This window comes from Curtobacterium sp. MCLR17_039 (assembly GCF_003234745.1).
GTDB classification, from domain to species: domain Bacteria; phylum Actinomycetota; class Actinomycetes; order Actinomycetales; family Microbacteriaceae; genus Curtobacterium; species Curtobacterium flaccumfaciens.
The window spans coordinates 1-24,150 of sequence record NZ_QKTF01000016.1 but is presented as its reverse complement, the minus strand read 5'-3'; the positions used below and the strand labels follow the sequence as shown (position 1 = coordinate 24,150).

At 71.8% G+C, this 24,150-nt stretch carries 25 protein-coding genes; 16 read left to right on the top strand and 9 right to left on the bottom strand.

All coding sequences use genetic code 11. The features are described 5' to 3' along the window. The first annotated feature begins 72 nt into the window (after positions 1-72). The 6 genes from DEJ00_RS15610 (at position 73) to DEJ00_RS15585 (ending at position 4,877) form a co-directional block, all read left to right on the top strand. Complete coding sequence (locus DEJ00_RS15610; protein WP_027467151.1) at positions 73-498, top strand: MarR family winged helix-turn-helix transcriptional regulator; 426 nt, start codon at positions 73-75, stop codon at positions 496-498. Positions 499-556: 58 nt separating this feature from the next. Continuing rightward, entirely contained in the window at positions 557-1,198 is a 642-nt protein-coding gene (locus DEJ00_RS15605; protein WP_111057980.1) for an MBL fold metallo-hydrolase, read from the top strand. A 54-nt stretch (positions 1,199-1,252) separates the two neighbouring features. Next, positions 1,253-1,942 (top strand): HAD family hydrolase, encoded by a 690-nt coding sequence (locus DEJ00_RS15600; RefSeq protein WP_111057979.1) that lies wholly within the window; start codon positions 1,253-1,255, stop codon positions 1,940-1,942. Positions 1,943-2,039: 97 nt separating this feature from the next. After that, positions 2,040-2,522, top strand: coding sequence for a GNAT family N-acetyltransferase (locus DEJ00_RS15595; RefSeq protein WP_110858627.1), 483 nt, complete (start codon positions 2,040-2,042; stop codon positions 2,520-2,522). Positions 2,523-2,574: 52 nt separating this feature from the next. Further along, the gene (locus DEJ00_RS15590) at positions 2,575-3,195 is read left to right on the top strand and encodes a TetR/AcrR family transcriptional regulator (RefSeq protein ID WP_220035020.1); all 621 of its coding nucleotides are present in this window, start codon (positions 2,575-2,577) and stop codon (positions 3,193-3,195) included. Then, complete coding sequence (locus tag DEJ00_RS15585) at positions 3,192-4,877, top strand: MDR family MFS transporter (RefSeq protein ID WP_111057978.1); 1,686 nt, start codon at positions 3,192-3,194, stop codon at positions 4,875-4,877. Before DEJ00_RS15590 ends, DEJ00_RS15585 begins: the two co-directional genes overlap by 4 nt. A gap of 172 nt (positions 4,878-5,049) precedes the next feature. Here DEJ00_RS15585 and DEJ00_RS15580 read toward each other — a convergent pair whose 3' ends face one another. Continuing rightward, the gene (locus tag DEJ00_RS15580) at positions 5,050-6,048 is read right to left on the bottom strand and encodes a LacI family DNA-binding transcriptional regulator (protein WP_258373709.1); all 999 of its coding nucleotides are present in this window, start codon (positions 6,046-6,048) and stop codon (positions 5,050-5,052) included. 162 nt (positions 6,049-6,210) lie between these two features. Here DEJ00_RS15580 and DEJ00_RS15575 point away from each other — a divergent pair, with 162 nt between their 5' ends. The 6 genes from DEJ00_RS15575 to DEJ00_RS15550 are packed head-to-tail and all read left to right on the top strand — an operon-like array spanning position 6,211 to position 11,970. Next, positions 6,211-7,242: a nucleoside hydrolase gene (locus DEJ00_RS15575; protein ID WP_027467145.1), complete on the top strand. Its 1,032-nt coding sequence runs from the start codon at positions 6,211-6,213 to the stop codon at positions 7,240-7,242. A gap of 6 nt (positions 7,243-7,248) precedes the next feature. Beyond that, positions 7,249-8,679: an MFS transporter gene (locus tag DEJ00_RS15570; RefSeq protein WP_111057977.1), complete on the top strand. Its 1,431-nt coding sequence runs from the start codon at positions 7,249-7,251 to the stop codon at positions 8,677-8,679. Continuing rightward, positions 8,676-9,536: a ribokinase gene (locus tag DEJ00_RS15565; RefSeq protein WP_111057976.1), complete on the top strand. Its 861-nt coding sequence runs from the start codon at positions 8,676-8,678 to the stop codon at positions 9,534-9,536. Before DEJ00_RS15570 ends, DEJ00_RS15565 begins: the two co-directional genes overlap by 4 nt. Positions 9,537-9,585: 49 nt before the next feature. Beyond that, a complete protein-coding gene (locus DEJ00_RS15560) occupies positions 9,586-10,530 on the top strand; it encodes a Ppx/GppA family phosphatase (protein WP_111057975.1) in 945 nt (314 codons plus the stop codon). Positions 10,531-10,549: 19 nt separating this feature from the next. Then, the gene (locus DEJ00_RS15555; protein ID WP_071245901.1) at positions 10,550-11,260 is read left to right on the top strand and encodes a DUF998 domain-containing protein; all 711 of its coding nucleotides are present in this window, start codon (positions 10,550-10,552) and stop codon (positions 11,258-11,260) included. Next, the gene (locus DEJ00_RS15550) at positions 11,257-11,970 is read left to right on the top strand and encodes a TetR/AcrR family transcriptional regulator (protein WP_051597107.1); all 714 of its coding nucleotides are present in this window, start codon (positions 11,257-11,259) and stop codon (positions 11,968-11,970) included. The genes DEJ00_RS15555 and DEJ00_RS15550 overlap by 4 nt, the downstream gene beginning before the upstream one ends. Here DEJ00_RS15550 and DEJ00_RS15545 read toward each other — a convergent pair. After that, positions 11,888-12,499, bottom strand: coding sequence for an antibiotic biosynthesis monooxygenase (locus DEJ00_RS15545; protein ID WP_035809639.1), 612 nt, complete (start codon positions 12,497-12,499; stop codon positions 11,888-11,890). The genes DEJ00_RS15550 and DEJ00_RS15545 overlap by 83 nt on opposite strands. A 142-nt stretch (positions 12,500-12,641) precedes the next feature. Here DEJ00_RS15545 and DEJ00_RS15540 point away from each other — a divergent pair, with 142 nt between their 5' ends. Beyond that, complete coding sequence (locus DEJ00_RS15540) at positions 12,642-13,454, top strand: cupin domain-containing protein (protein WP_111057974.1); 813 nt, start codon at positions 12,642-12,644, stop codon at positions 13,452-13,454. A 13-nt stretch (positions 13,455-13,467) separates the two neighbouring features. Here DEJ00_RS15540 and DEJ00_RS15535 read toward each other — a convergent pair whose 3' ends face one another. Next, positions 13,468-14,508 carry a Ku protein gene (locus DEJ00_RS15535; protein WP_111057973.1) on the bottom strand — a complete coding sequence of 347 codons (1,041 nt, stop codon included), beginning with the start codon at positions 14,506-14,508 and terminating at the stop codon, positions 13,468-13,470. A gap of 135 nt (positions 14,509-14,643) precedes the next feature. Here DEJ00_RS15535 and DEJ00_RS15530 point away from each other — a divergent pair, with 135 nt between their 5' ends. The 3 genes from DEJ00_RS15530 (at position 14,644) to DEJ00_RS18635 (ending at position 18,379) form a co-directional block, all read left to right on the top strand. Next, positions 14,644-15,534: an SDR family oxidoreductase gene (locus DEJ00_RS15530; RefSeq protein ID WP_071245906.1), complete on the top strand. Its 891-nt coding sequence runs from the start codon at positions 14,644-14,646 to the stop codon at positions 15,532-15,534. Beyond that, complete coding sequence (locus DEJ00_RS15525) at positions 15,531-18,065, top strand: ATP-dependent DNA ligase (RefSeq protein WP_111057972.1); 2,535 nt, start codon at positions 15,531-15,533, stop codon at positions 18,063-18,065. Before DEJ00_RS15530 ends, DEJ00_RS15525 begins: the two co-directional genes overlap by 4 nt. A 158-nt stretch (positions 18,066-18,223) precedes the next feature. After that, positions 18,224-18,379 (top strand): hypothetical protein, encoded by a 156-nt coding sequence (locus DEJ00_RS18635; protein ID WP_173032299.1) that lies wholly within the window; start codon positions 18,224-18,226, stop codon positions 18,377-18,379. A 315-nt stretch (positions 18,380-18,694) separates the two neighbouring features. Here the strand turns inward: DEJ00_RS18635 and DEJ00_RS18630 are convergent, their stop codons facing one another. From DEJ00_RS18630 to DEJ00_RS15500, 6 genes are all read right to left on the bottom strand, one after another. Next, positions 18,695-18,871 (bottom strand): hypothetical protein, encoded by a 177-nt coding sequence (locus tag DEJ00_RS18630; protein WP_181440207.1) that lies wholly within the window; start codon positions 18,869-18,871, stop codon positions 18,695-18,697. A 10-nt stretch (positions 18,872-18,881) separates the two neighbouring features. Further along, on the bottom strand, positions 18,882-19,856 hold the full coding sequence (locus DEJ00_RS15520) for a sugar phosphate isomerase/epimerase (protein WP_181440206.1): 975 nt from the start codon (positions 19,854-19,856) through the stop codon (positions 18,882-18,884). 153 nt (positions 19,857-20,009) lie between these two features. Continuing rightward, positions 20,010-20,693, bottom strand: a complete 684-nt coding sequence (locus tag DEJ00_RS15515) for a fumarylacetoacetate hydrolase family protein (protein WP_111057970.1) — start codon at positions 20,691-20,693, stop codon at positions 20,010-20,012. A gap of 33 nt (positions 20,694-20,726) precedes the next feature. Next, positions 20,727-20,942, bottom strand: a complete 216-nt coding sequence (locus tag DEJ00_RS15510; protein ID WP_027467135.1) for a hypothetical protein — start codon at positions 20,940-20,942, stop codon at positions 20,727-20,729. After that, positions 20,939-21,271 (bottom strand): hypothetical protein, encoded by a 333-nt coding sequence (locus tag DEJ00_RS15505; protein ID WP_111057969.1) that lies wholly within the window; start codon positions 21,269-21,271, stop codon positions 20,939-20,941. The genes DEJ00_RS15510 and DEJ00_RS15505 overlap by 4 nt, the downstream gene beginning before the upstream one ends. A 93-nt stretch (positions 21,272-21,364) precedes the next feature. Then, positions 21,365-23,821 carry a phosphoketolase gene (locus DEJ00_RS15500; RefSeq protein WP_111057968.1) on the bottom strand — a complete coding sequence of 819 codons (2,457 nt, stop codon included), beginning with the start codon at positions 23,819-23,821 and terminating at the stop codon, positions 21,365-21,367. Between the last annotated feature and the right edge of the window lie 329 nt (positions 23,822-24,150).

Sequence of the window (24,150 nt, the reverse complement as noted above, 5' to 3'; positions counted from 1 at the left end):
CCCGTGACGGACAGGAGGCGCGGTGCCAGCTGGCACCGCGCCTCCTGTCCGTGACGCGGTAGCGTTCCGGGCATGGACCCGATCGACGAGCTCGCTGCGGAGCTCCGACAGTCCATCGGCCGGGTCGTGCGTGCCGCACGACGCGAGGCGGACGCGCTGCCGGCCACCCACACCACCACCCTCGGGTTCCTGCACCGCGAGGGCCCGATGACGATCGCGGAACTCGCGCGCCGCCGCGGGGTCAAGCACCAGGGGCAGTCCCGCACGGTCGGCGAACTGGCCGAGCTCGGCTACGTCGACCGGACGGCGTCGGACACCGACCGCCGCGCGTCGGTCATCCGGATCACGGACGCCGGCCGGGCCGCACTGCAGCGGGACACGGACGCCCGCACGGACTGGCTGGCCGACGCGATCCGCGAGGAGACCGACGCCGAGGAGCGTGCGCTGCTGCGCCGTCTGCCCGAGCTGTTCGAGCGGGTTGCGCGTCGGGCCGACTGAACGACCCCTCACCTTCCCGGGAGCCCGAGAAGTACAACACGGCTGTACAGTTGTGCGCATGGAGTTGACGAAGTACAACCACGCCACCGTCGTCCTCGAGCAGGACGGCGTCACCCTCGTCATCGACCCCGGGGTGTTCACGCCCGAGGCCGTCGACCTCGTCCGCGGAGCAGTGGGCGTCCTCGTCACGCACGACCACCCCGACCACTTCGACATCGACGCCCTGCGCGCGGGACTCTCCGCGAACCCGGACCTCGTCGTCCGCGGGCCGGAGACCGTCGTCGAGCAGCTCGGCGAACACCACGGCCGGGTCCAAGCGGTGCACGCCGGCGACACGATCACCGTCGGACCGTTCTCCGTCCGGGTCTTCGGCGAGCAGCACGCGGTCATCCACCCCGACATCCCGTCCACCGCGAACGTCGGCTACCTGGTGGACGACGCGGTGTTCCACCCGGGCGACGCGTACCTCGAGCCCGGTGTCCCGGTGTCGACCCTGCTGCTGCCGACGAGCGGGCCGTGGACGAACACCGCCCAGGCCGTCGACTACGTGCGAGCCGTGGCGCCGGAGCGGGCCGTGCAGATCCACGAGGCGATGCTGAGCGAGCTCGGCCAGCAGTCCGCCGCGCGGTTCCTCGGGCCGGACGGTCTCGGGCCGGTGCCCGTCCTGATCCTGCCCGCGGGGGAGACGATCACCGTCTGACGGACGCGGGCCGCCCCTGGGAGGCGATCCGGGCCTCCCGAGCAGCATGGTGGGATGGCCGACGCACCCACGACAGCAGTCCTCTTCGACATCGACGGCACCCTCGCCGACTCGAACTACGCGCACATCGACGCGTGGTGGCGGGCGTTCCTGGCGGCGGGGGAGTCCGTCGACGCCTGGCGCATCCACCGCGCGATCGGGATGGACTCGGCGAAGCTGCTCGAGACGCTGCTGCCGGACGCGTCCCAGGAGACCCGCGACACCGCCAAGCAGTTCCACACCGCCTACTACGCCGAGCAGATGCCGCGGCTCCGGCTGCTGCCGGGTGCACGCGAGCTCCTGCAGGCCGTCGCCGAAGCGGGGCACGCCGTGGTCCTGGCGACCAGTGCGCCCGAGCACGAACTCGCCCGCCTGCGCGACCTGCTCGACGCGGGTGAGTGGGTCACCGCCGAGACCAGCTCCGAGGACGTCGAGCAGGCGAAGCCGGACCCCGGCATCATCCGGGTCGCACTCGACAAGGCGGGGGTCTCCGCCGACGACGCCGTGATGGTCGGGGACGCCATGTGGGACGTCGAGTCCGCCGGCAAGGTGGGGGTGCAGTGCGTCGGCGTCATGACCGGCGGCATCGGCGGCGACGAGCTCCGCGGTGCCGGGGCGGCGGAGGTGTACGACGACGCGGCGGCCGTGCTCGCGGCGTTCCGCGCCGGCGAGGGCCCGATCGCGGCACTCGGCCAGCGCGACTGACGGGCGGCGCCGGTCGCGCCTGACGGGCGGCGCCGGTCGCGCCCGACGGGCGCCTCGGTTTCCGCGTCGTCGGTCGCCCGTGCCAGGATCGACGTTCGTGATCACGATCGAACGCGTGTCCTGGGACGACCCCCGCAGCGTGGTGCTCCGCGCCCGGATGGACGACGAGATGCACGAACGCTACGGATCGGCGAACGCCGGCGAGGACCCTGCTGTCACCGCCGAGCGGGGTCGTGCGCTGAGCGTCGACCCGTCGACCGTCGTCACGTCGATCCTGGCCGTCGACGAGTCCGGCGAACCGGTCGGGCACATCGCCGTCCGGCGTCTGGGTGACGAGGTCGAACTGAAGCGGCTCATCGTGCTCGCCTCGGCGCGCGGCAAGGGTGCGGCCACCGCGCTGCTCGACGAGTGCGAGCGCGTCGGTCGCGAACTCGGCGCCCCGCGGCTCATCCTGCAGACCGGTGACAAGCAGCCCGACGCCGTGGCGCTCTACCGCAAGACCGGCTGGGACCAGATCGCGGTCTACGAGCCCTACGTCGCGACCATGCCGTGGTCGTTCTGCTTCGAGAAGGCGCTGTAGCCCGGCCCGTTCACGTATTGCACTTTCAACAGGAGAGTGCAATTCTTGCTCGGTGAGCACCACCGAACGCACCCGCGCGCTGCGCCGACGCATGATCGTCGAGGCACGTCGGGCGACGGTGGAACACGGGCTGCACGGCTTCACCATCGAGCAGCTCTGCGAAACGGTCGGGGTGTCACGCCGCACGTTCTTCAACCACTTCGGGTCGAAGGACGACGCCGTGCTCGGCATCGAGCTCAACGCCGACGTCGAGGCGATCGACGCCTACGCCGCGGGCGGGATCGTCCCCGGCGAGCTCGACCCCCTCGGGTCGATCGTCGCGCTGGCGATCGACCAGTTCCACCGGGTCGGCATCGCCCGCGCCGACGAGGCCCTGGTCCGTCGGGTGTTCGAGCGGGAGCCGGCACTCGTCGCACGGTTCCTGTCGGCGACCGACGTGCAGCTCGCCCGGATCACCGTGGCGTTGCGGCGACGGTTCGGGTGGGACGACCCCGCCGACCGCCGACCGCGCCTGGTCACCGAGGCCGCGGCAGCGTTGATGAAGGCCACCGCGACCGAGTACTTCGACGACGCGTTCGACGAGGCCACCGGGCCGACGTTCGACGCACTGCTCACCGAGAACCTCCGCCTGCTCAGGGCGGTCACCACGACCGAACGGGAACACACCACATGAGCGCCACCGCGCCGGGCACCACCAAGCGTGCCCGCCCAGGCTCCGACGGCCCGCTGCTCCTGACGCAGCGTCGCATCTGGATCATCTTCTCCGCCCTGATCGCGGGGATGCTGCTCTCCAGCCTCGACCAGACCATCGTCTCCACCGCGATGCCGACGATCGTCGGCGAGCTCGGCGGCGTCGCGCACCAGGCCTGGCTGACGACCGGGTACCTGCTCGCCTCCACCATCGTGATGCCGGTCTACGGCAAGTTCGGCGACGTCCTCGGTCGCCGCAACCTGTTCCTCATCGCGATCGCGCTGTTCACCATCGCGTCGGCCGGGTGCGCGTTCGCCACGGACTTCACGCAGCTCGTGGCGTTCCGCGCCATGCAGGGGCTCGGCGGCGGCGGCCTGATGATCCTGTCGCAGGCGATCATCGCGGACATCGTCCCGGCCTCGCAGCGCGGCAAGTACCTCGGCCCGCTCGGTGCGATCTTCGGCCTGTCCGCCATCGGTGGCCCGCTGCTCGGTGGCTTCTTCGTGGACCACCTCACCTGGAACTGGGCGTTCTACATCAACATCCCGGTCGGCATCGCGGCGTTCTTCGTGGCGTGGTTCGCGCTGACCCTGCCGAACAAGAAGGCGACGAAGCGCATCGACGTCCTCGGCGTGCTGTTCATGTCCGCCGCGACCACGTGCCTGGTGTTCTTCTCGGAGTTCGGCGGCAGCAAGGACCACGGCTGGGACGCCCCCGAGACCTGGGCCTGGTTCGCCGGTCTCGTCGTCTCGGCAGCGCTCCTGGTGTTCGTCGAGTCCCGTGCGCAGGACCCGGTGCTCCCGCTGTCGTTCTTCCGCAACCGCACCTTCCTGCTGGCCACCGGCATCGGCCTCGTGCTCGGCATCGGCATGTTCGCCGCGATCGGCTTCGTCCCGACCTTCCTGCAGATGGCCTCGGGTACCTCGGCCGCCGTCTCCGGCCTGCTGATGCTGCCGATGATGGCCGGCCTGATCGGCACCTCGATCGCCTCGGGTGTCCTGATCACCAAGACCGGGCGCTACCGGATGTTCCCGATCGTCGGCACGGTCCTGGTGGCCATCGCGATGCTCGCGATGACCCAGCTGGCGGCGGACACCCCGATCTGGCTGATCTGCGCGTACCTGTTCGTCTTCGGTGCCGGGCTCGGCCTGATCATGCAGGTGGTCGTCCTCGTCGCGCAGAACGCCGTGCCCGCCGAGCAGGTCGGTACCGCCACGTCGACGAACAACTACTTCCGTGAGGTCGGCGCCTCTCTCGGCACCGCCGTCTTCGGAGCGCTCTTCACCGCGCGGCTCACGACGTCGCTGACGGACGTGTTCCGCGGTGCCGGTGGCTCGGCGACCGATGCGGCGTCCTCGGCGGGGAGCATCGACCCGTCGACCGTCGCGGGCCTGCCGCCTGCGGTGCAGGACGGCATCGTGAACGCCTACGCCGACTCGCTCGCACCGGTGTTCTGGTACCTGCTGCCGTTCATCGCGGTGGCGTTCCTGCTCGCCCTGTTCCTGCCGCAGATCACGCTCTCCGACACGGCCGGCATGGTCGCCCGTGGCGAGGCCGTCGGCGGCGACGAGGCCGACGAGCTCGAGCGCGCGCAGCGTGCTGCGCGTGCGGAGCACGCGGCGGCTCCGGAGGGTTCCGCACCGGGGCGGGACACCGACCGGTAGACGCGACCGACCGACGGACGGGAGGCCCGGTGCCAGCTGGCACCGGGCCTCCCGTCCGTCGTCCGGTCGCGACCACCGCGCGCCGCGGCCGATGTTTCGTGCTGAGCGACACCTCGCGCGTTCCAGCGCGCGTGAGCTGTCGCTGAGCGCGTGAGGTCGCGGTGACCCGGCGCTACGCGCCGGTGCTCGCGCGCGGCACGAGCCGCGTCGGCAGGGCCGCGGGCTCGGCGGCCGTGCCGTCGAGCGTCGCGAGGAGCCGCAGTGCCGCCGCGCGACCGAGGTCGGCGCCGGGCAGTGCCACACTCGTCAGGGCCGGCGCGGTGACCGACGACGACGGCAGGTCGTCGAAGCCCGCGACCGCGAGTGCGCCGGGGACGGCGATGCCGAGCGCGTCGGCGACCCGCAGGACTCCGTAGGCCAGGGTGTCCGCGGCCGCGACGACGGCGGTGACGTCGTCGTCCTGCCAGGCCTCGATGACGTGTTCGGTGGCCGAGGCCGCGGCCTCCACGGTCAGGTCGGCGCGGGCGGTGACCTCGGAGACCGTGATGCCGGCCTCCGCACAGGCCTGCTCGAACAGTTCGCGGCGCACGCCGAACGTCGCCGCCCGCGAGGTGCCGTCGAGGTAGCCCACGTGCCGGTGTCCCCGGTCGTGCAGGTGGGCGACGAGGTCGTGCACGCCGGTGGAGAGGTCGTAGTTGACCGCCTCGGGCCCACCGGGGGCGTCGAGCAGCACCACGGGGACGCTCGCCGACATCGACTCGTCGGCGGCCGGTGCGTCGACCAGGATGCCGGCCGGCCGGAGCCGTTCGAAGCGCCGGACGTCGGCCGCGACCGGCTGTGCACCCCGCTCGGTGACGGAGAGCACGAGCTGGAACCGGTCGCCCAGGGTGTCGCGGACGCCACGGATGACCTCGGCGAAGAACGGGTTCGACAGGTCGGGGGCGATGAACACGACGAGGTCGCCGCTGCCGCGGGCCAACGAGCTGGCGGCGTGGTCGACGACGTAGCCGAGGTCGTCCACGGCGTCGCGGACCCGTGCAGCGATGGGGGCGGAGACCCGCCCGCGGTCCTTGCCGTTCACGACGAGGGAGACCGTGGCGATGCTCGTGCCCGCACGCTCGGCCACCATCGCAGCGGTCACACGACGGCTCGGGGCGGCGGGGGAGGGCACTCGTCGATGCTAGCGAGCGCGGTGGTCGAACTTGACGTCAAGCGTTTGACGTGTTTCGATGTCAAACGCTTGACGCGCCACGTCGCCAGCGCTCTGCCGGCCCGTGGATCCCCACCACGTCGAGCACTCACCTCGATTCCCCGAAGAAGTGGAGCGCCCAGCGTGCCCGATGCGACCCAGCCCGCCGCGAAGATCATCCTCGACTGCGACCCCGGCCACGACGACGCCGTGGCGCTCCTGCTCGCCCACGGCAGCCCGGCCATCGACCTGCTCGCCGTGACCACCGTCGTCGGCAACCAGACCCTGCCGAAGGTCACCCGCAACGCCCTGGCGGTCGCCCGCATCGCCGGCATCACCGGGGTGCCGTTCGCCGCCGGAGCCGCCCGCCCGCTGCTGCGCCAGATCGAGGTCGCGCCGGACATCCACGGCGAGAGCGGCCTGGACGGACCGATGCTCCCCGAGCCGTCGTTCGACCTCGACGAGCGCCACGCCGTCGACCTGATCATCGACACCGTGATGGCCCACGAGCCCGGCACGGTCACCCTCGTGCCGACCGGCGGCCTGACGAACATCGCCCTCGCCGCCCGCAAGGAACCCCGCATCGTCGAGCGCGTCAAGCAGGTCGTGCTCATGGGTGGCGGCGTGCACGTCGGCAACTGGAGCCCGGTCGCCGAGTTCAACATCGTCATCGACCCCGAGGCCGCGGCCATCGTGTTCGAGGCCGGCTGGGACGTCGTGATGGTCGGCCTCGACCTGACGCACCAGGCCCTGGCCACCCCCGAGGTCGCCGCGCGCATCGCCGGCGTCGGCACCGCCCCCGCCGCGTTCGTCGGCGAGCTGCTCGACTTCTTCGGCCAGACCTACAAGGACGCCCAGGGCTTCGACGCCCCGCCGGTCCACGACCCCTGCGCCGTCGCGTACGTCATCGACCCCACGATCGTCCGCGCCGTGAAGGTCCCGATCCACGTCGAGACCCAGGGCGCGCTGACCCTCGGCATGACCGTCGCCGACTTCCGCGCCCCCGCACCCGAGGACTGCCGCACGAGCGCCGCGATGGAGCTCGACCACGGCCGGTTCTGGGACCTCGTCGTCGACGCCCTCGAGCGCATCGGCGAGACGGCCGACACCGGCTGGACCCCACGTGCCGCCGCCGACGCCGTCGAAGCCGGCATCACCACGACCCCGGAGCGCTGAACCCCCATGACCACCACCTCGACGAAGAAGTCGATCGGCGCCCTCACCGCCGCGCTCCTCGCCGCCTGCATCGCGTTCCAGCTGAACGCGAGCATGCTCAGCCCCGCCCTCGTCACGATGGCGCGCGAGCTGAACACGGACGACGCCACCATCGGCCTGTCGCAGACCCTGTACTTCACGCTCGCGGCGCTGTTCTCGCTGTTCCTGCCGCGGCTGTCCGACATCGTGGGCCGCAAGCGCGTGCTGATCGGCATGCTCGCCGTGATGCTCGTCGGCAGCATCGTCGCCGCGCTCGCGGTGAACGTGCCGATGCTGTTCGCCGGTCGCATCATCCAGGGCGTCACCGGTCCGGTCGTCCCCATCTGCCTGCTCGTCCTGCGCAACGAGATCAGCGACCCGAAGCGGTACGGCGCCGCCCTCGGGTTGCTGACGGCCGTGAACGGCGGCATCGCGGGCGTCGACGCCCTGGCCGGCGGGTGGATCGCGACGAACTTCGGGTTCCGCGGGATCTTCTGGGTCATCGCCGTCGTCACCGTGATCGCCCTGCTCCTGGTCGCGGTCTGGGGCGTCGAGTCGAAGCCCTCGGCTGGCACCCGGATGGACTGGATCGGCGTCGTGCCCCTCGTGGTGAGCGTGGGTGCGCTGCTCACGGCGTTCAACGAGGCCGGCAAGCTCGGCGCGGCGAACCCCGTGCTCGTGGTCGGTGGCGTCGTCGTCGCGCTCGTCGCCTTCGCCGTGTTCTGGGCCGTCGAGTCGCGGGTGCGGGAACCCCTGGTCGAGACCAGGTTCCTGAAGCGCCGGGCGACCTGGGCACTCCTGGCGACGACGTTCCTGACGATGACCGGCGTCTTCGCCGTGGTCAACGGACTCGTCACGAGCCTCGCGCAGAACGGTGACGCCGGCTTCGGGATGGAGCCCGACCTGGCGTCGCTCGTGTTCCTCACCCCGTACGCGCTGGTCGGCTGGATCGTCGGACCCTTCGCCGGGCGCCTCGCCCCGACCATCGGGTACCGCGCCGTCCTGCGCGTCGGGCTGATCGGCAGCATCGTCTCGACCGTCCTGATGGCGTTGGTCGGCGTGCACTCGCTGCCCGTGCTGGTCACCGCGACCGTGCTGATCGGCATCACCTACGCCGGCATCGCGAACATCATCCTGAACGGCCTGGGCATCGTGCTGTCGCCGGAGTCGAACCCCGGGTTCCTGCCGGGCCTGAACGCCGGTGCGTTCAACCTCGGTGCCGGGGTCAGCTTCGCCGTCCTGCCCGCGCTGCAGATCGCGCTCGGCGTCGGCGGTTCCGCGGGCACCGCCGGGTACTCCGGTGGCATGCTGCTCGGGGCCGCGATCACGACCGTCGCGCTCGCGATCTCGTTCCTCATCCCCCGTCCGGAGGGCGCCGAGACCACGTCCGTCGCCCCGCAGAAGGAGACCGTCCGTTGACCGAGAGCATCGTCGTCGTCGGGTCGCTCAACGCGGACCTGGTGGTCCGCACCGAGCGCTTCCCCCAGCCCGGTGAGACCCTGCAGGGCTCCGACCTCGCGATCCTGCCCGGCGGCAAGTCCGCCAACCAGGCGGTGGCTGCCGGGAGGCTCGGGGGCACGGTGCGCATGATCGGTGCGGTCGGCGACGACGGGAACGGCGCGCTGCTCCGCGACTCCGTCGCGGCTGCGGGTGTCGACACGACGCACGTCGCGATCCGGGAGGGCGTCGCGACCGGCACCGCCGTCATCACCGTCGACGCCGCAGGCGAGAACACCATCGTGATCTCCGCCGGAGCGAACGGCACGCTGACGCCGGACGACGTGCCGGCCGACGCCTTCGCCGGCGCCGCGGTGCTCGGACTCTGCCTCGAGGTCTCGATCGACGTCGTCCTCGCCGCCGCCCGGGCCGCGCACGCCGCCGGCGTCACGGTGCTCACGAACCTGTCACCGTTCGGTGCCGTGCCGGCCGAGCTCCTCGAACTGACCGACGTGCTGCTGGTGAACGAGCACGAGGCCGCGGCGCTCGGTGACCACGGCGTCGCCCGGTCGATCGTCACCCGCGGCGGAGCCGGCTGCGTCGTGCACGACGGGGGTGCCGAGCCGGTGTCGATCGACGCCGTCCGGGTCGAGCCCGTGGACACCACGGGCTGCGGCGACGCCTTCATGGGTGCGGTGGCGCTGCGTCTGGCCGCGGGGGACACCCTCGTCGACGCCGCTCGGTTCGCGGTGGGGGTCGGGGCGTACGCCGCGACCAAGCCGGGCGCACAGGCCTCGTACCCGACCACCGCCGAGCTGGAGGCGTTCCTGCGGGCGTGACCCGCGCCTCCCGGGTCGAACCGTCCCGCCGGCCCGCTAGCGTTGTGGCATGCGCGTGGGAGTCCTCGACATCGGGTCCAACACCGGCCACCTGCTCGTGGTGGACGCCCACGGCGGCGCCGCGCCGCTGCCGGCGTCCTCGTTCAAGCAGCCGCTGCGGCTGGCCGAGCACCTCGACGACTCGGGCGCGGTGACCCAGCACGGGATCGACGCCCTGACCACCTTCGTCGCCGACGCCGTCCGCGTCGCCGAGGAACGCGGCTGCGAGGACATGCTCGCGTTCGCCACCTCGGCGGTGCGCGACGCCGGCAACTCCGAGGCCGTGCTCGCCCACGTCGAGTCGTCCACCGGGGTCGAGCTGGCCGTCCTGTCCGGCTCCGACGAGGCCCGGCTGACGTTCCTGGCCGTGCGTCGCTGGTTCGGATGGTCCGCCGGTCGCCTGGCGGTCTTCGACATCGGCGGTGGCTCGCTCGAGATCGCCGGCGGTGCCGACGAGGCACCGGACGTCGCGTGGTCGATGCCGATCGGCGCCGCACGCCTGGCGCGCTCCTACTTCGCCGCCGGTACCCCGACCGAGGACGACGTCCGCCGCATCCGGCACGAGATCCGCGTCGAGATCGCCCGGGACGCCGGACGGCTGCTCCGCTCGGGCCGCCCGGACCGGGCCGTGGCGACGTCGAAGACGTTCCGGTCGATCGCCCGGATCTGCGGGGCCGCGCCGTCGGCCGCCGGACCCCTCGTGCCCCGTGCCCTCGACGGCGACGTGCTGCGGCAGCGCCTGCCGGAGCTGCTCACGATGTCGGTCGACGAACTCGCGGCGCTGCCGGGCGTCTCGGCGAGCCGCGCACACCAGGTGGTGCCCGGGGCGCTCGTCGCCGAGGCGTGCCTGGACATCTTCGACCTGCCGGCCCTCGAGATCTGCCCGTGGGCGCTGCGCGAGGGCGTCATCCTCGAGCGGCTCGACCAGTTGTCGGTGCTGGGCAACTCACAGTAGTGACCGATATGGTCAGGAGATGACCAAAACGGACACTCGCGGAGCGCTGGTCTCCGGGGCCCTCTGGACGGTGGCGGGGGTCGGCTGGCTCGTCGGCGAAGCGGTCTCGGCGTCGGCGTTCCCCGGCTACGACTACGCGACGAACTACATCTCCGACCTCGGCGTCCCCGACGTCGGCACGTTCCAGGGGCGGTCGATCGACTCACCGCTGCACGTGCTCATGAACACGACGTTCATCGGGCAGGGCGTCCTGTTCGGGATCGCAGCGGTGCTCGCCGTCGTGGTGTTCCGCGCCGCGTCCCGCCGTGCGCGGGTGGCGACCGCGGTGCTCGCCGTGGTCCACCTGTTCGGGATGGTCCTGGTCGGCTCGTTCCACGGCAGCCAGACGAGCACCGACGGCGGCACCATCGTGTTCCACGTGCTCGGCGCCGCGGCAGCGATCACGACCGGCAACCTCGTGGCGATCACCGCCGGCATCGGGTCCCGGGCGCTGCGGGCACCGGCGGCCTACCGGATCGCGAGCGTCGCGCTCGGGATCGTCGGCCTCGTCTCCCTCGTGATGCTCGTCGTGGACTCGTCGTCGACGGTGATCGAGGTGCTCCCCGACGGCGTGTGGGAGCGTGCGTCCGTGTACACGATCGTCGCGTGGGAGCTCCTGACCGGGATCGCCCTGCTCGTTGCGGGGACCCGGCGCCTGCGGACGGCACGGGCCTCGGCGGTCGGCGCGTGAGTCGGCCTGCGCGCCGTGCTCGGCCCTCCGCCGAGGAGATCAACGGGGGCGTCCTGGACATCACCGCCGGGCTCATCGCCCGCCGCGGCATCAAGGACACCGCCGTGCAGGCCGTCGCCGACCAGGCCGGCTACTCGAAGGCGGGCATCCTCGCCCGGTTCACGAGCAAGGAGCTGCTCGTCGAGGCCGCGCTCGCGCAGTGCACCGCGCAGACCGAGGCGATCCGGGCAGCCGCTGCCGCCGCCCCCGCGGGGGAGACCCGCGACGCCGCGGCGCTCGTGGGGATCGCCGACCTCGCTCTCGCCCGGCCCGGGTGGGCGGAACTCGCGCTCGCGGCGTTCACGCTCCGGCGCGGGGACGACGTCGGCGTCCGGCTCGAACCGGTCGCAGCGACGCTCCTCGACGTGTTCGGCATCGACATGGCCGACGCCACGGCCACCCCGCTCGACCGGCGGGCACGGGTCTCCGGGGCGTTCGGCGCCATCGTGATGCTCGCGCTGACGTACGAGACCGAGGCCTCTGCGACCGAGGCCCGGCCGCACATGCTGCAGGTCGGATGGGACGCCCTCGGCCACGACGGGCCCGTGCCGCTCGGGGGCGTCGGCCAGTCCCGCCCGGGGTCGTCGGCTAGGCCCGCTCGGACCTCGGCGGTGCGAGCAGCCACGGCCGGATCAGCTTCGTCACGAACGGCAGCACCCAGAACGTCATGATCGGCGTGAGCACGACGGTCGTGATGAGCACCCGGGGCAGGATCGCGACGTGCGCGAACGCGGGGACGAGCCAGGCCGTCAGGTACGTGAACGCGAGGTTCACGGGGAAGAAGCCGAGCCAGATGCTCACGGACTGCTTCCACCGCGGGGGAGCGCTCGAGGCCGGGGCGTCCTGCGGGACGTCGAACCACCCCTCGATGCCGGTGCGCTTCTCGACGCGGGACTCCACCACCAGGTCACGGCCCAGGTCGAGCCAGCGCAGCCGGTCGTCGGAGTTCTCCCACGTGGCCAGGGAGTCGTGGTCGGCGAACCGGTAGAGCATGTGCCACTCGCGGGACTGCGCGGTGGAACGCACCCACCCCGAGCCGAGGAAGCCGGGGTAGCGGTTCGCCAGGTTCACCCCGGACTGCACCCAGCGGGTGACCTCGGGGATGCGGTCGGGTTCGACCAGGCGGGTGACGGAGACGGTGACGGGCGGGCCTGCGGTCTCGGATGACGACTGCAGGCTCCCAGGCTCTTGTGGAGTCATCCGACCAGTGTCCCGGACCCGTGTTTCCGGCTCGTGACACGTGCCGCGGTCGTCGGCTGAACGGATCCGCGTCGTCCTTCGACCACCGTCCCAGGCGAGTGCAAGACGATCATCTGGCGAACGCGCCACCGAGAGGACCCCGATGACCGATCCCGAGCCCACCACCACCCTCGTCGCCACCGTCGACGGGCCCGACGGCGGCACGTACGAGGTCCGGCGGCTGACGCTCCCGACGGGCTCGTCGACCGGCTGGCACCGCCACGACGCGCGTCAGACCGGACTGGTGGTGCGCGGCGCGCTGACGCACGTCACCGAAGAGGCGACGCGGGTCGTCGGGCCGGGGCAGGCCCTGGTCGAGGAGCCACACGTCGTGCACGACGGCCGAAGCACCGGCACGGAGGACGCCGAACTGCTCTACGTCGCGCACCTCCCGGCAGGCGGAGTGGCGTCGACCCCGGGTGAGGCGCCACCGAGCGAGGGGCCGGTCCGCAGCGCGGTGGTGTCGGTCCCGCTGGGGCGGCCGCGGTTCGTCCACGCCCTGCGCTACACCGCGATGTACGCCCCGAAGCCCTTCGCCGAGGCCCTGCTCGTCTACCGGGACAACGGCACGTACACGATCCTGTCCCCGGGTGAGGACCACCACGGCTGCTACGTCTCGGCGACCGATCCCGCCGAGGGGATGCGGCACATCGCGTTCATGTCGTGGCCGTCCGCGGACTGGGGTCGGAACGTCGCGTCGCACACCCTGACCTTCGAGGCGGCGAGCGGCGCCTTCACCCAGGAGCTCCGGCTGCCGGGCGACCCGGTGCCGCGGGCACAGCACGGGTACGCGGTGCCCGTCGAGCACCCGGAGCGGATCGACACCGGCGCCGGGTGGACCGCGCTGCGCCAGGAGCACGCCGGGGCGTTCACCACCCTCGAGCGGCTGGCGGGCGGCGGCTCGACCGCGGCCTGACCCCCGCCAGCGGTCAGCTCGCCTGCTTCTTGGCGGCGGGCTTCTTCGCCGGAGCCTTCTTGACCGGGGCCTTCTTCGGCGCCGACTTCGCGGGGGCCTTCTCGGCCGTGCTCTCCGCGGCCTTCTTCGCGGGCGCCTTCTTCGCCGGCGCCTTCCTGCCGGAGCCGGACGTGCCCGAGCCGGACGTGCCCGAGGCGGACGTGCCCGAGGCGGAACCGGACGACGAGCGTGCGGTCGACGACGAACGCGACCCCGAGCCTCCTGTCCGCTTCTTGTCGACGGACGCACGCAGGGCGGCCATCAGGTCGAGCACGTCACCGCCCTCGTCGTCGTCGTCCTCGTCGTCCTGGGCGCCGAAGGTCTTCTCGGTGTCGATGTCGTCGCCCGCCTCGAGCTTGGCGTCGATCAGCTGCTGCAGTTCCTCCTGGTAGGAGTCGGTGTAGCGGTCGGGGTCGAAGTCGGTGGACATGCTCTCGACGAGCGAGGACGACATCTTCAGCTCGTTGGCGCTGACCTTCACCGTCGTGTCGAGGGTCTTGAAGTCGGCAGCGCGGACCTCGTCACCCCAGAGCAGCCCCTGCAGCAGGATGACCTCGTCGTGCACCCGGAGCACCCCGAGCCGGGTCTTCTGCCGCAGGGTGAACTGCACGATCGCCAGGCGGTCGGTCTTCGCCAGGGTCTCGCGCAGCAGCACGTACGCCTTTGGCGAGCGCGAGTCGGGCTCGAGGTAGTAGGTCTTCTCGAACATCATCGGGTCGACCTGCTCGACGGGCACGAACTCGAGCACCTCGACCTCGTGCGACTGCTCCTCGGGGAGCTGCTTGAAGTCGTCCGCCGTGAGCACCACGGTCTTGTCGCCGTCGTCGTAGGCGCGCTGGATGTCGGCGTACTCGACCTCGTGGCCGAACTCGCACACCCGCTTGTACCGGATGCGGCCCTTGTCCTCGTCGTGGACCTGGTGCAGGGACACGTCGTGCGTCTCGGTGGCCGCGTAGACCTTGATGGGCACGTTGACGAGCCCGAACGCGATGGAGCCCTTCCAGATCGACCTCATGCGCACATGATGCCCGCCCGCACGCGTGCGTGCCCGGAGCCGTCGGTTCCTCCACAGGTCCGCCGTCCGGGGGATCGTTCCACGGATGTCCGGTTCGCTGGACCGCCGCGAGGCCGGCGCGAGCACGATGGGCCCATGAGCCAGCTCGACAAGCAGGACCCGCGCGACCAGTTCCCCCGTCCGCCGTTCCCCGCGCAGACCCAGCAGGGGTCCGGGCTGGCGAGCGCGATGGACCCCGCCCCCGACCACGGCGAGACGAGCTACCTGGGCACCGGGCGGATGCGCGGGTACCGGGTGCTCGTCACGGGCGCGGACTCCGGCATCGGGCGCGCCGCGGCGATCGCGATGGCGAAGGAAGGGGCCGACGTCGCCCTGAACGCCCTGCCCGAGGAACGCGAGGACCTCGAACAGGTCCGCGACGTCATCGGTGACCTCGGGCGCAAGGCGGTGCTGCTGCCCGGTGACCTGACGGACGAGGCCTTCTGCGACGTCCTGGTGCAGGACGCCGTCAGCGAGCTCGGCGGCCTGGACGCACTCGTGCTGGTCGCGGGCCACCAGCAGGTGCACGAGGACATCACCGTGCAGAGCACCGAGGACTTCGACCGCACGATGAAGGTCAACCTGTACTCGCTGTTCTGGCTGGTCCGCGCTGCCGTCCCGCACATGGCGCCGGGGAGCTCGATCGTCACGACCAGCTCGGTGTCCGCGTACCAGCCGCAGGACCGCATGATCGACTACGCGGCGACGAAGGCCGCGATCATCACCTACACGAACGGGCTCGCGCGGCAGCTCGCGAGCAAGGGCATCCGGGCCAACACGGTGGTGCCCGGGCCGGTGTGGACGCCCCTGCAGCCGATCAGCTACCCGGGCGACGAGATCGCGGCGTACGGCCAGGACACCCCGTTCGGCCGCCCCGCCCAACCCGTCGAGCTCGGCAGCGCCTACGTCTACCTGGCCGGGCCCGAGTCGTCGTACACGTCCGGCACGACCCTGACGGTGGCGGGAGCGACCGGGGTGGCGCTGTGAGTCCCGCCTCGCGCAAGACCGTCGTCCTCGTCGGCGACCGGCGGCTCGCGCTCACGAACACCGACAAGGTGCTCTACCCCGAGACCGGCACCACGAAGGGTCGGGTGATCGAGTACTACGAGCGGGTCGCGCCGTGGATGATCGCGCACGTCAAGGACCGCCCCGTGACCCGGAAGCGCTGGGCCAACGGTGTCGAGGGCAAGGTCTTCTTCGAGAAGAACCTGCCCGACTCGGCCCCCGACTGGGTGCGGCACCACACCATCCACCACTCGGAACACGACAACGAGTACCCGATCGTCGACGACCTGCCGACCCTGGTGTGGATGGCGCAGCAGGCCGCGCTCGAACTGCACGTCCCGCAGTGGCGGTTCGGCCCCCGCGGCGCGCAGCAGAACCCGGACCGGCTCGTCCTCGACCTCGACCCGGGCGAGGGCGTGGGGCTCCCCGAGTGCGTCGAGGTCGCCGTGGCCGCGCGCGAGATCCTGCACGGCATGGGACTCGACCCGTACCCGGTGACGTCCGGCTCCAAGGGCATCCACCTGTACGCGGCCCTGGACGGCAAGGCGACGACGGCGCAGGTCTCCGACGTCGCCCACGAGCTGGCCAAGGCCCTCGAGACGGACCTGCCGGACCTGGTGCTGTCGTCGATGAGCCGTGCGGAGCGGACGGGCAAGGTCTTCGTCGACTGGTCGCAGAACAACGGCAACAAGACGACCATCGCCCCGTACTCGCTGCGCGGCCGCGAGCGGCCGACGGTCGCGGCACCCCGCACCTGGAAGGAGCTCGAGGAACGCGGGCTCGCGCAGCTCACGTTGGACGAGGTCCTCGAACGCCTGGAGGCCCGTGGGGACTTCCTGCACCCGGTCGCCTCCGCCTCGTTGGCCGTCGGGCGCGACGACCACGGTCACTGGGACAGCGACCGGACCGAGCGGGCGAACGACGCCGAGCAGCCCGCACGTGACCGACTCGCCGCCTACCGGGCGAAGCGGGACGCCTCGAAGACGCCGGAACCCGTGCCCGAGGGTGCACCCACCGTGCGGAAGGACGGCACACCGACCTTCGTCATCCAGGAGCACCACGCCACCCGCGACCACTACGACTTCCGGCTCGAGCACGACGGGGTGCTGGTGAGCTGGGCTCTGCCGAAGGGCGAGCCGACCGACCCGGGCAAGAACCACCTGGCCGTGCAGACCGAGGACCACCCGCTCGAGTACGGGGCGTTCGAGGGCACGATCCCGAAGGACGAGTACGGCGGCGGCACGGTCACGATCTGGGACGACGGTACCTACGAGCTCGAGAAGTGGCGCGAGGGGCAGGAGGTCATCGTCACGCTGCACGGTCGGGCCGGTGGCGCTCGCCGCCTCGCGCTGTTGCACACCCGCGGCCGTGGCGGCGGGGACGAGAAGAACTGGCTGATCCACCGAACGAAGGAGCAACCCGAACGGCTGGCGGACGGCGGCGGCTCTGCCGGGCCGGCGGTGGCGCGACGGTCGGACCGGCCGTCGGACGGGCACGACGGTGCACACCGTGCCGGGCAGCGACGGATCAGCGGGGCCGCGGACGCCGAGACCCCGCCGTCCGAGCGCCGGACGATGCAGGCGACCCTGGCCAAGGGCGAGCCCCGGCTGGACCCGGCGGACTGGGCCTTCGAGATGAAGTGGGACGGGGTGCGCGCGCTGGCGACGGTCCGCGACGGGTCGGTGACCCTGCGCAGCCGCAACGACAACGACCTGACGGCCCAGTACCCCGAGCTGCAGGAACTGGGCGAGCGGGCCGGCGTGGACGGCGTGTTCGACGGTGAGATCGTGGCCGTCGACGATCGTGGCCGCCCCTCGTTCCAGCTGCTCCAGAACCGCATGGGCCTGACGAAGGCGCGCGAGGTCCGGAGCGCGCAGGAGACGACGCCCGTGCGGTTCCTCCTGTTCGACGTGCTCGAGGCGGACGGGCACGAGCTCACGCGACTCGGCTACGACGCCCGGCGGCAGGCACTCGAGACGGTCGTGGAACCCGGCGGTGCGATCGACGTGCCGCCGGCGGTGCAGGGCGACCTCGACGCGGTGCTGGCTGCATCGCGTGAGCAGGGCCTCGAGGGCGTGGTCGCGAAGAAGCGGTCGTCGAAGTACGCCGAGGGCAGGCGGTCCGAGGCCTGGCTGAAGCGCAAGCACCACGCCACGCAGGAAGTCGTCGTCGGTGGCTGGAAACCGGGCAGCGGGCGGCGTGCCGGGGGGATCGGGTCGCTGTTGCTCGGGGTGCCCGGCCCTGACGGGCTGGAGTACGTCGGCAAGGTCGGAACCGGGTTCCGTGACCGCGACCTCGACGAGATCGCCGGCGCCCTCGCACCGCTGGAACGGAAGACCCCGCCGTTCGTCGACGTCCCACGACCTGACGCGCGTGATGCGCACTGGGTCACGCCGAAGCGCGTCGGCGAGGTCGAGTTCGCCGAGTGGACCGGCGACGGACGGCTCCGGCAGCCGTCCTGGCGAGGGTGGCGGGTGGACAAGGACCCGGACGACGTCGTGCGGGAGACCTGAGCCGCGCTTCGCCTTCAGGTCCACATGCGTGCGCATGGGGTCCGCCGCTGGCGAACATCCGTCCCCCGTCCGGAGCCCGCGCGGGGGACAGTATCGGAACGGCTGGCCACGATCGGCCATCGGCTGTTACGTTCGCCGGGACGAAGGGGGCTTCGAGGATGAACTCGAGCAAGTACCTGCCGCCCTACACGGCTGCAGAACGCGTCGCGATCACGGGGGACGACCTGTCACAGCGGAACGTCGAACCGGGCACCGGCACCACGGAGACCGAGGTCCGGTACGCGGACTTCCTCGCCGACGAGGACGACGACTGACGAAGACGACGACTGACGGGGGAGCCCTGAACGCCTGACCGCTCGACGCGACCGACAGAAGCGAACAGACCCGACGGCCCGCACGCTGGATCAGGGAGCGCACGGACCGCCGCCGAGGCACGTGACCAGCCGGTTCAGGGAGACCGACCACGAAAGCCCCGCACCGGGCTCGCCGAAGCGCCACCGGTGGGTCCACTGGTGAGACGTACCTGGTGGCCGGATCGTCACACGAGCGGCAAGAAGAATCGCCGGACGACCTCGATGGTCGCCCGGCGATCTCGCCCGTGCGGGGGATCCTGTCGGATCAGGGCCGGGTCAGGCCGCGGGCGCAGGGCCGTCGGAGGGCACCGCGTGGTCGGCCACGGGCGCGTCCTCTTCGATGAGCTCGTCCTCTTCCGGTTCGACCACCTCGGCCGCGGCGGCCTTGGCCTCGTCGATGGACTCCTGGGAACGGCGGAGCAGGTCGTCGTCGTGTGCTGACTGATCGGTCATGCCCAGCAACCTACGCGGGCGTCCCTGTGTCGGCGTCCCGACGGCGGGCACCGTGCGTCGGGTCGTGCTGGCCGGTGTGCGGTGGCTCGAAGTCCACCGCAGAGGTCGGTGCGGGTGTCGAGGGCATCGCCGGAGCGGCCGGGGCGCCGAACGCATCAGCGGCGTCGAGCACCGCACGGGTTGCGGCGACAGCTGTCCGGAGCGCATCGCGGACGGGCATCGCCCGGTGCGCCGGGGTCCGGACCTCGACGCCCCACGGCTCGGCGAACCCGAGTTCGCGCACGGTCCGGACGAAGCCGGGCAGGTCCCACGCTCCGGCACCGGGCAGGTACCGTGCCGTCCGTGACTCCTCGGCGAGGGTCATCCCGCTCGGGGTGTGCAGCAGTCCGTCGCTCAGCTCGACGGCTGCGAGGACCCCCGGTGCGACGCCCTGCCGGATCGACGCGAGGGTGGAACCGCCGCGGAGTGCGTGCATGGCGTCGATGAGCAGGCCGCCGTTCGGGTGGCCGGCAGCGGCGACGAAACGGGAGGCCCGTTCGATCGTGGGCAGGTTCGACCACGGTTCCGGTTCGAGCACGAGCTGCGCTCCGACCGCCTCGGCCTGGTCGGCGAGCACGACCCAGTCGTCGGCCATCGTCGCGGGGGAGGCTCCGGGCAACGAGGTGTCGGCGCGCGCCACCACCTGCCAGGCGCTCAGCGTCGCCGCGGCCTCGAGCACGACCCCGCGGTCGGCGTCCTCGTCCTGGGTGCGGCTCGTGCACGTCCACCAACGGTCCAGCGGTCCGAGCTGGACCCAGACGATGCCGGCGGCGTCGAGCATGCGCCGCAGTTCGGCGAAGCCCGTCGTCGCGCGGACCTCGTGCAGGTCGTCGAGGGACAGCGACAGGCCGGCGAACCCGGCGGCGCCGACGGCGTGCACCCGGTCGCGGACGCTCTCGTCGCCCGCCCACGTCCAGGACGTGGCGAGCAGGTCGTGTTCCAGCACGGTGGTACCTCCGGCAGTCCCGAGGTGTCCGCGTCGCCCCGTCGCGATGCGCCGCCCCGTGTCCGCCGCGGGCCCCACCCGCGACGATGCCCAAGATCTACCCGAGCTGCCTGCGAAGGCTCCCAGCCCGTCGACACATCGCCGACACGTGCTTCAGACGATCCGGGTCCGGACCTCGCCGACGCCGGCGATCGTACCGACGAGCACGGCGCCCCGGTCGAGCACGCCGACACCGTCAGGAGTGCCGGTCATCACGAGGTCGCCGGGCGCGAGCGCCACGGACCGTGACAGGGCCGCGATCGTCTCGGTGACCGACCAGATCTGGTCGGCCAGGTCGCCCGACTGCCGGAGCTCCCCGTCCACCGTCAGCTCGATCGCGCCGCTGGTCGGGTCGACCTCGGCCGCCGGGGTGAGCGCCCCGATCGGCGCCGAGGCGTCGAAGCCCTTGGCCGTGTCCCACGGGCGTCCGAGTCGCTTCGCCTCGGCCTGCAGGTCTCGGCGGGTGAGGTCGATCCCGACGGCGTAGCCCCACACGTGTGCGAGCGCATCGGTGACGGCGATGTCCGCACCGCCGGTGCCGATGGCGACGACGAGCTCGACCTCGTGCTCCAGTTGCTGCGTCAGCGGCGGGTACGGGGTGTCGGCGCCGTCGACCACGACCGCGTCCGCCGGCTTGGTGAAGAAGAACGGCGGCTCGCGGTCCGGATCGTGGCCCATCTCGCGGGCGTGCGCGGCGTAGTTCCGGCCGACGCAGAACACACGGCGGACGGGGAAACGCGCGCCCGTCGTCGTGGGCACGGTCGGGAGGCTCGGGGCCGGGATGACGAGTTCGGTCACGGTCCCAGCGTGGCAGGCCCGCAGAGCGTCGGTTCAGCTCTCACCGAAGGACGCCTCGTCCTTGAGCTTCCGCGCCCGGGCGCGCTCCTGGCGTTCGCGCCATTCGATGCGCATCTGCGCGAGTTCCGCTTCGGCGCCCTTCGCACGCATGAGTGGACCGTAGTGGGGGCTGGCGAGGAGCCGTGGTGTCGTCATCTCGCGGTTGTCGAGCAGCCGCTTGAAGGCCTCGTCGGTCAGCGTCGAGATCATCGACGTTCTCCTTCCTGCTGTTCGTGGGCTCCCGGTCGTGTCGCCTCGTACTCAGCGAGCGCCTGAGAGGTCCAGGTGTCGTCGTCGGTCGTCCAACTTCGGGTCACCAGCGCAGCCGACATCACATCCGCAGCCGCGCGCTTTCCTTCGTCGTCCGAGGTCGCACGATCGGCGACCCATGACCAACGCTGCCACCACAGGTCGCGGTGCACCGAGAACTCTGCATTTCGCCGTCCGGCGCGCCCGTCGAGCACCGAGGCGACGAGCGCACCCAGCGCGACGGACGCGCTCGTGACCGACACGAGCGCACTGATCCAGCCGATGTCCATGCCGGAACCCTGACAGCACGGAACCGGCCACGCGGCGGGCGCGACCGGTCCTGTGGAGGGTGCTCCGGGCCTCCCGGCCTGTGGAGGAGTGCGTCAGTTGCCGGGTGCGGCCGCCTCGGTCTCGCCCGCACCGGGGTCACCGCCGGTCCCGCCGCTGGCCGGCTCGTCCTGGGGCCAGCCCGCGAACTCCCAGCCCGCGAGCGACGGGTGGTCCTCGCCCTTCGTGTACGCGAACGTCCGCGCAGCGTCCCGCGCTCCGGACAGCTTCGTGAGCAGGTCGGCGTGTGCCTCGGCGTCCACCCGCGTCAGGGCATCGTGGGCCAGGGCGAAGCGGTCCATCTCGTTGCGCATGAGCATGTCGAACGGCGAGGTCGTCGTGCCCTGCTCGAGGAACCCGTGCACGTGCAGGTCGTCGTGCCCGTTCCGGCGGTACGTCAGCTGGTGCACGAGGGTCGGGTACCCGTGGAACGCGAAGACCGTGGGCGTGCCGGGCAGGAAGAGCGCGTCGTACTGCTCGTCCGGGATCGGGTGCTCGTGCTTGCGCGGGTCACCGAGCGCCAGCAGGTCGACGACGTTGAGCACGCGGACCCCGACGCCGGGAGCGTGCTTCCGGATGATGTCGGTGGCGGCGATCGCCTCGACCGTGGGGACGTCACCGGCACAGGCGAGCACGACGTCGACCTTCCCGACGGCCTGCTCGGTGCCGGCGAAGTCCCACACGCCGAGTCCGGCCTGCGCGTGCGCGACCGCGTCGTCGAGGGACAGGAAGACCGGCTCCGGGTGCTTGCCCGCGACGATCACCTCGATGCGGTCCGTGGTCTCCATCGCGTGCGCGGCGACGGCGAGCAGCGTGTTGGCGTCGGCCGGCAGCTTGATCCGGACGAGGTCCTGCTGCTTCGACGCGACGACGTCGAGGAACCCGGGGTCCTGGTGGGAGAACCCGTTGTGGTCCTGTCGCCAGACGTGCGACGAGAGCAGGAGCGACAGGTTGGACACCGGCACCCGCCAGTCGATGTCGGTCGAGGACTCCAGCCACTTGGCGTACTGCCCGACCATCGAGTCGATGATGTGGGCGAACGCCTCGTAGGTGTTGAGTATCCCGTGCCGACCGGACAGCACGTAGCCCTCGAGCATCCCCTCGAGCAGGTGCTCGGACAGGACCTCGGTGACCCGGCCGCGTGCGGCGAGGTGCTCGTCGCCGGCGGCGCGCTGGGCCCGCCAGACGCGCGAGGTCACGTCGAACACTGCGTCGAGCTTGTTCGAGATCGTCTCGTCCGGGCCGAACAGCCGGAAGGTCGAGGCGTTCTTCTCGATGAGTGCGGCGAGCCAGGGGCCGAGCGTGCCCGTGGCGGACGCCGTGGAACCGACCTCGACCGCGTACGGCTCGAGCGGCGGCCGGTCGAGCGCGGTCCGCAGCCGACCGCCGTTGCCGTGCGGGGTGGCGCTCATGCGTACGTCGCCGGTCGGACGGATCGTGGTCATGATGCCGACCGGGTGGCCGTCCTCGTCGAAGAGCTCCTCGGGGCGGTACGAGCGCATCCACTCCTCGAGCTGGGCGCGGTGGCCGTCGTCCTCGCGCACCGCGGGCAGCGGCACCTGGTGCGCGCGGAAGGTCCCCTCGACCTGCTCGCCGTCGACCTCCTTCGGGCCGGTCCAGCCCTTCGGGGTGCGCAGGACGATCATCGGCCAGCGCGGACGCAGGTCGGCGGCACCGGCGGGCTGCCCCGCGGCGGCACGGGCGGCCTGGGCGCGGGCAGCGGCCTGGATGTCGTCGATGCCGGCGAGGGCGCGTCGCAGGGCCCCGTCGAACAGGGCGTGCACCGCGTACGGGTCGTCGTCGACGCGGCGGGAGTCGACCACGATCGGGTCGTAGCCGAGCCCACGGAAGTACGCGGTGAGGTCCTCGTCGGGGATGCGGGCCAGGACGGTCGGGTTCGCGATCTTCCAGCCGTTGAGGTTGAGGATCGGCAGCACGGCACCGTCGGACACCGGGTCGAGGAACGTGTGCGCCTGCCACGACCCGGCGAGCGGACCGGTCTCGGCCTCACCGTCACCGACCACGCACGCGACGACGAGGTCCGGGTTGTCCAGCGCCGCACCGTAGGCGTGCGACAGCGAGTAGCCGAGCTCACCACCCTCGTTGATGGATCCGGGGGTCTCCGGGGCGGCGTGCGAGGGGATGCCGCCCGGGAACGAGAACTGGCGGAAGAACCGCTGGAGGTCGACGTCCTGGTACAGCTCGTTCCACGTGCCGTCCAGCCAGGCGTTCGCGTTCATCGCCGGGCCGCCGTGCCCCGGGCCGCAGATGTACAGGAACTCGCGCCCGGTCTCCGTGATCAGCGCGTTGCAGTGTGCGTACACGAGGTTCAGTGCGGGGGAGGTGCCCCAGTGGCCGAGCAGCCGCGGCTTGACGTCGTCGGGTTCGATCGGCCTGGTGAGCAACGGGTTGTCCAGCAGGTAGATCTGCCCGACCGTCAGGTAGTTGGCGGCGCGCCACCAGGCGTCGACCGCCCGGAGCCGGTCGGTGGTGGAGATGTGTGCTGGAGCCATGGGTACACGGTACGAAACCCCGGGTTGCGGCACCTCAGGAAACTCGTCCCAAACCGTTCGGGCGGGGGTGCCGAATCACTTGCACAGGGCAAAAGCCCAGGGCGCTCTCCGGTCACAGTTGGCCGGGCTGCAGCTTGTACACAGCAAGCGTGCACACCACGTGCATATTCGGCCACCGGCCGGAGCGCCTCCAGAGCAAAGGACTGATCACGATGCGCAAGAGCCTCAAGACCTCCATCACCCTCGCCACGACCGGCGCCCTCGTCCTCGGCGGTGCCGCGTTCGGGATCTCCTCCGCCCAGGCCGCGACCCCGAACGTGCACACGGTG

Bases quoted from the DNA above. Each gene is read 5' to 3' on its own strand.
- DEJ00_RS15610 (WP_027467151.1), top strand. From the start codon at position 73: ATGGACCCGATCGACGAGCTCGCTGCGGAGCTCCGACAGTCCATCGGC.
- DEJ00_RS15605 (WP_111057980.1), top strand. From the start codon at position 557: ATGGAGTTGACGAAGTACAACCACGCCACCGTCGTCCTCGAGCAGGAC.
- DEJ00_RS15600 (WP_111057979.1), top strand. From the start codon at position 1,253: ATGGCCGACGCACCCACGACAGCAGTCCTCTTCGACATCGACGGCACC.
- DEJ00_RS15585 (WP_111057978.1), top strand. From the start codon at position 3,192: ATGAGCGCCACCGCGCCGGGCACCACCAAGCGTGCCCGCCCAGGCTCC.
- DEJ00_RS15570 (WP_111057977.1), top strand. From the start codon at position 7,249: ATGACCACCACCTCGACGAAGAAGTCGATCGGCGCCCTCACCGCCGCG.
- DEJ00_RS15560 (WP_111057975.1), top strand. From the start codon at position 9,586: ATGCGCGTGGGAGTCCTCGACATCGGGTCCAACACCGGCCACCTGCTC.
- DEJ00_RS15555 (WP_071245901.1), top strand. From the start codon at position 10,550: ATGACCAAAACGGACACTCGCGGAGCGCTGGTCTCCGGGGCCCTCTGG.
- DEJ00_RS15545 (WP_035809639.1), bottom strand. From the start codon at position 12,499: ATGACTCCACAAGAGCCTGGGAGCCTGCAGTCGTCATCCGAGACCGCA.
- DEJ00_RS15540 (WP_111057974.1), top strand. From the start codon at position 12,642: ATGACCGATCCCGAGCCCACCACCACCCTCGTCGCCACCGTCGACGGG.
- DEJ00_RS15535 (WP_111057973.1), bottom strand. From the start codon at position 14,508: ATGAGGTCGATCTGGAAGGGCTCCATCGCGTTCGGGCTCGTCAACGTG.
- DEJ00_RS15530 (WP_071245906.1), top strand. From the start codon at position 14,644: ATGAGCCAGCTCGACAAGCAGGACCCGCGCGACCAGTTCCCCCGTCCG.
- DEJ00_RS18635 (WP_173032299.1), top strand. From the start codon at position 18,224: ATGAACTCGAGCAAGTACCTGCCGCCCTACACGGCTGCAGAACGCGTC.
- DEJ00_RS18630 (WP_181440207.1), bottom strand. From the start codon at position 18,871: ATGACCGATCAGTCAGCACACGACGACGACCTGCTCCGCCGTTCCCAG.
- DEJ00_RS15510 (WP_027467135.1), bottom strand. From the start codon at position 20,942: ATGATCTCGACGCTGACCGACGAGGCCTTCAAGCGGCTGCTCGACAAC.
- DEJ00_RS15505 (WP_111057969.1), bottom strand. From the start codon at position 21,271: ATGGACATCGGCTGGATCAGTGCGCTCGTGTCGGTCACGAGCGCGTCC.
- DEJ00_RS15500 (WP_111057968.1), bottom strand. From the start codon at position 23,821: ATGGCTCCAGCACACATCTCCACCACCGACCGGCTCCGGGCGGTCGAC.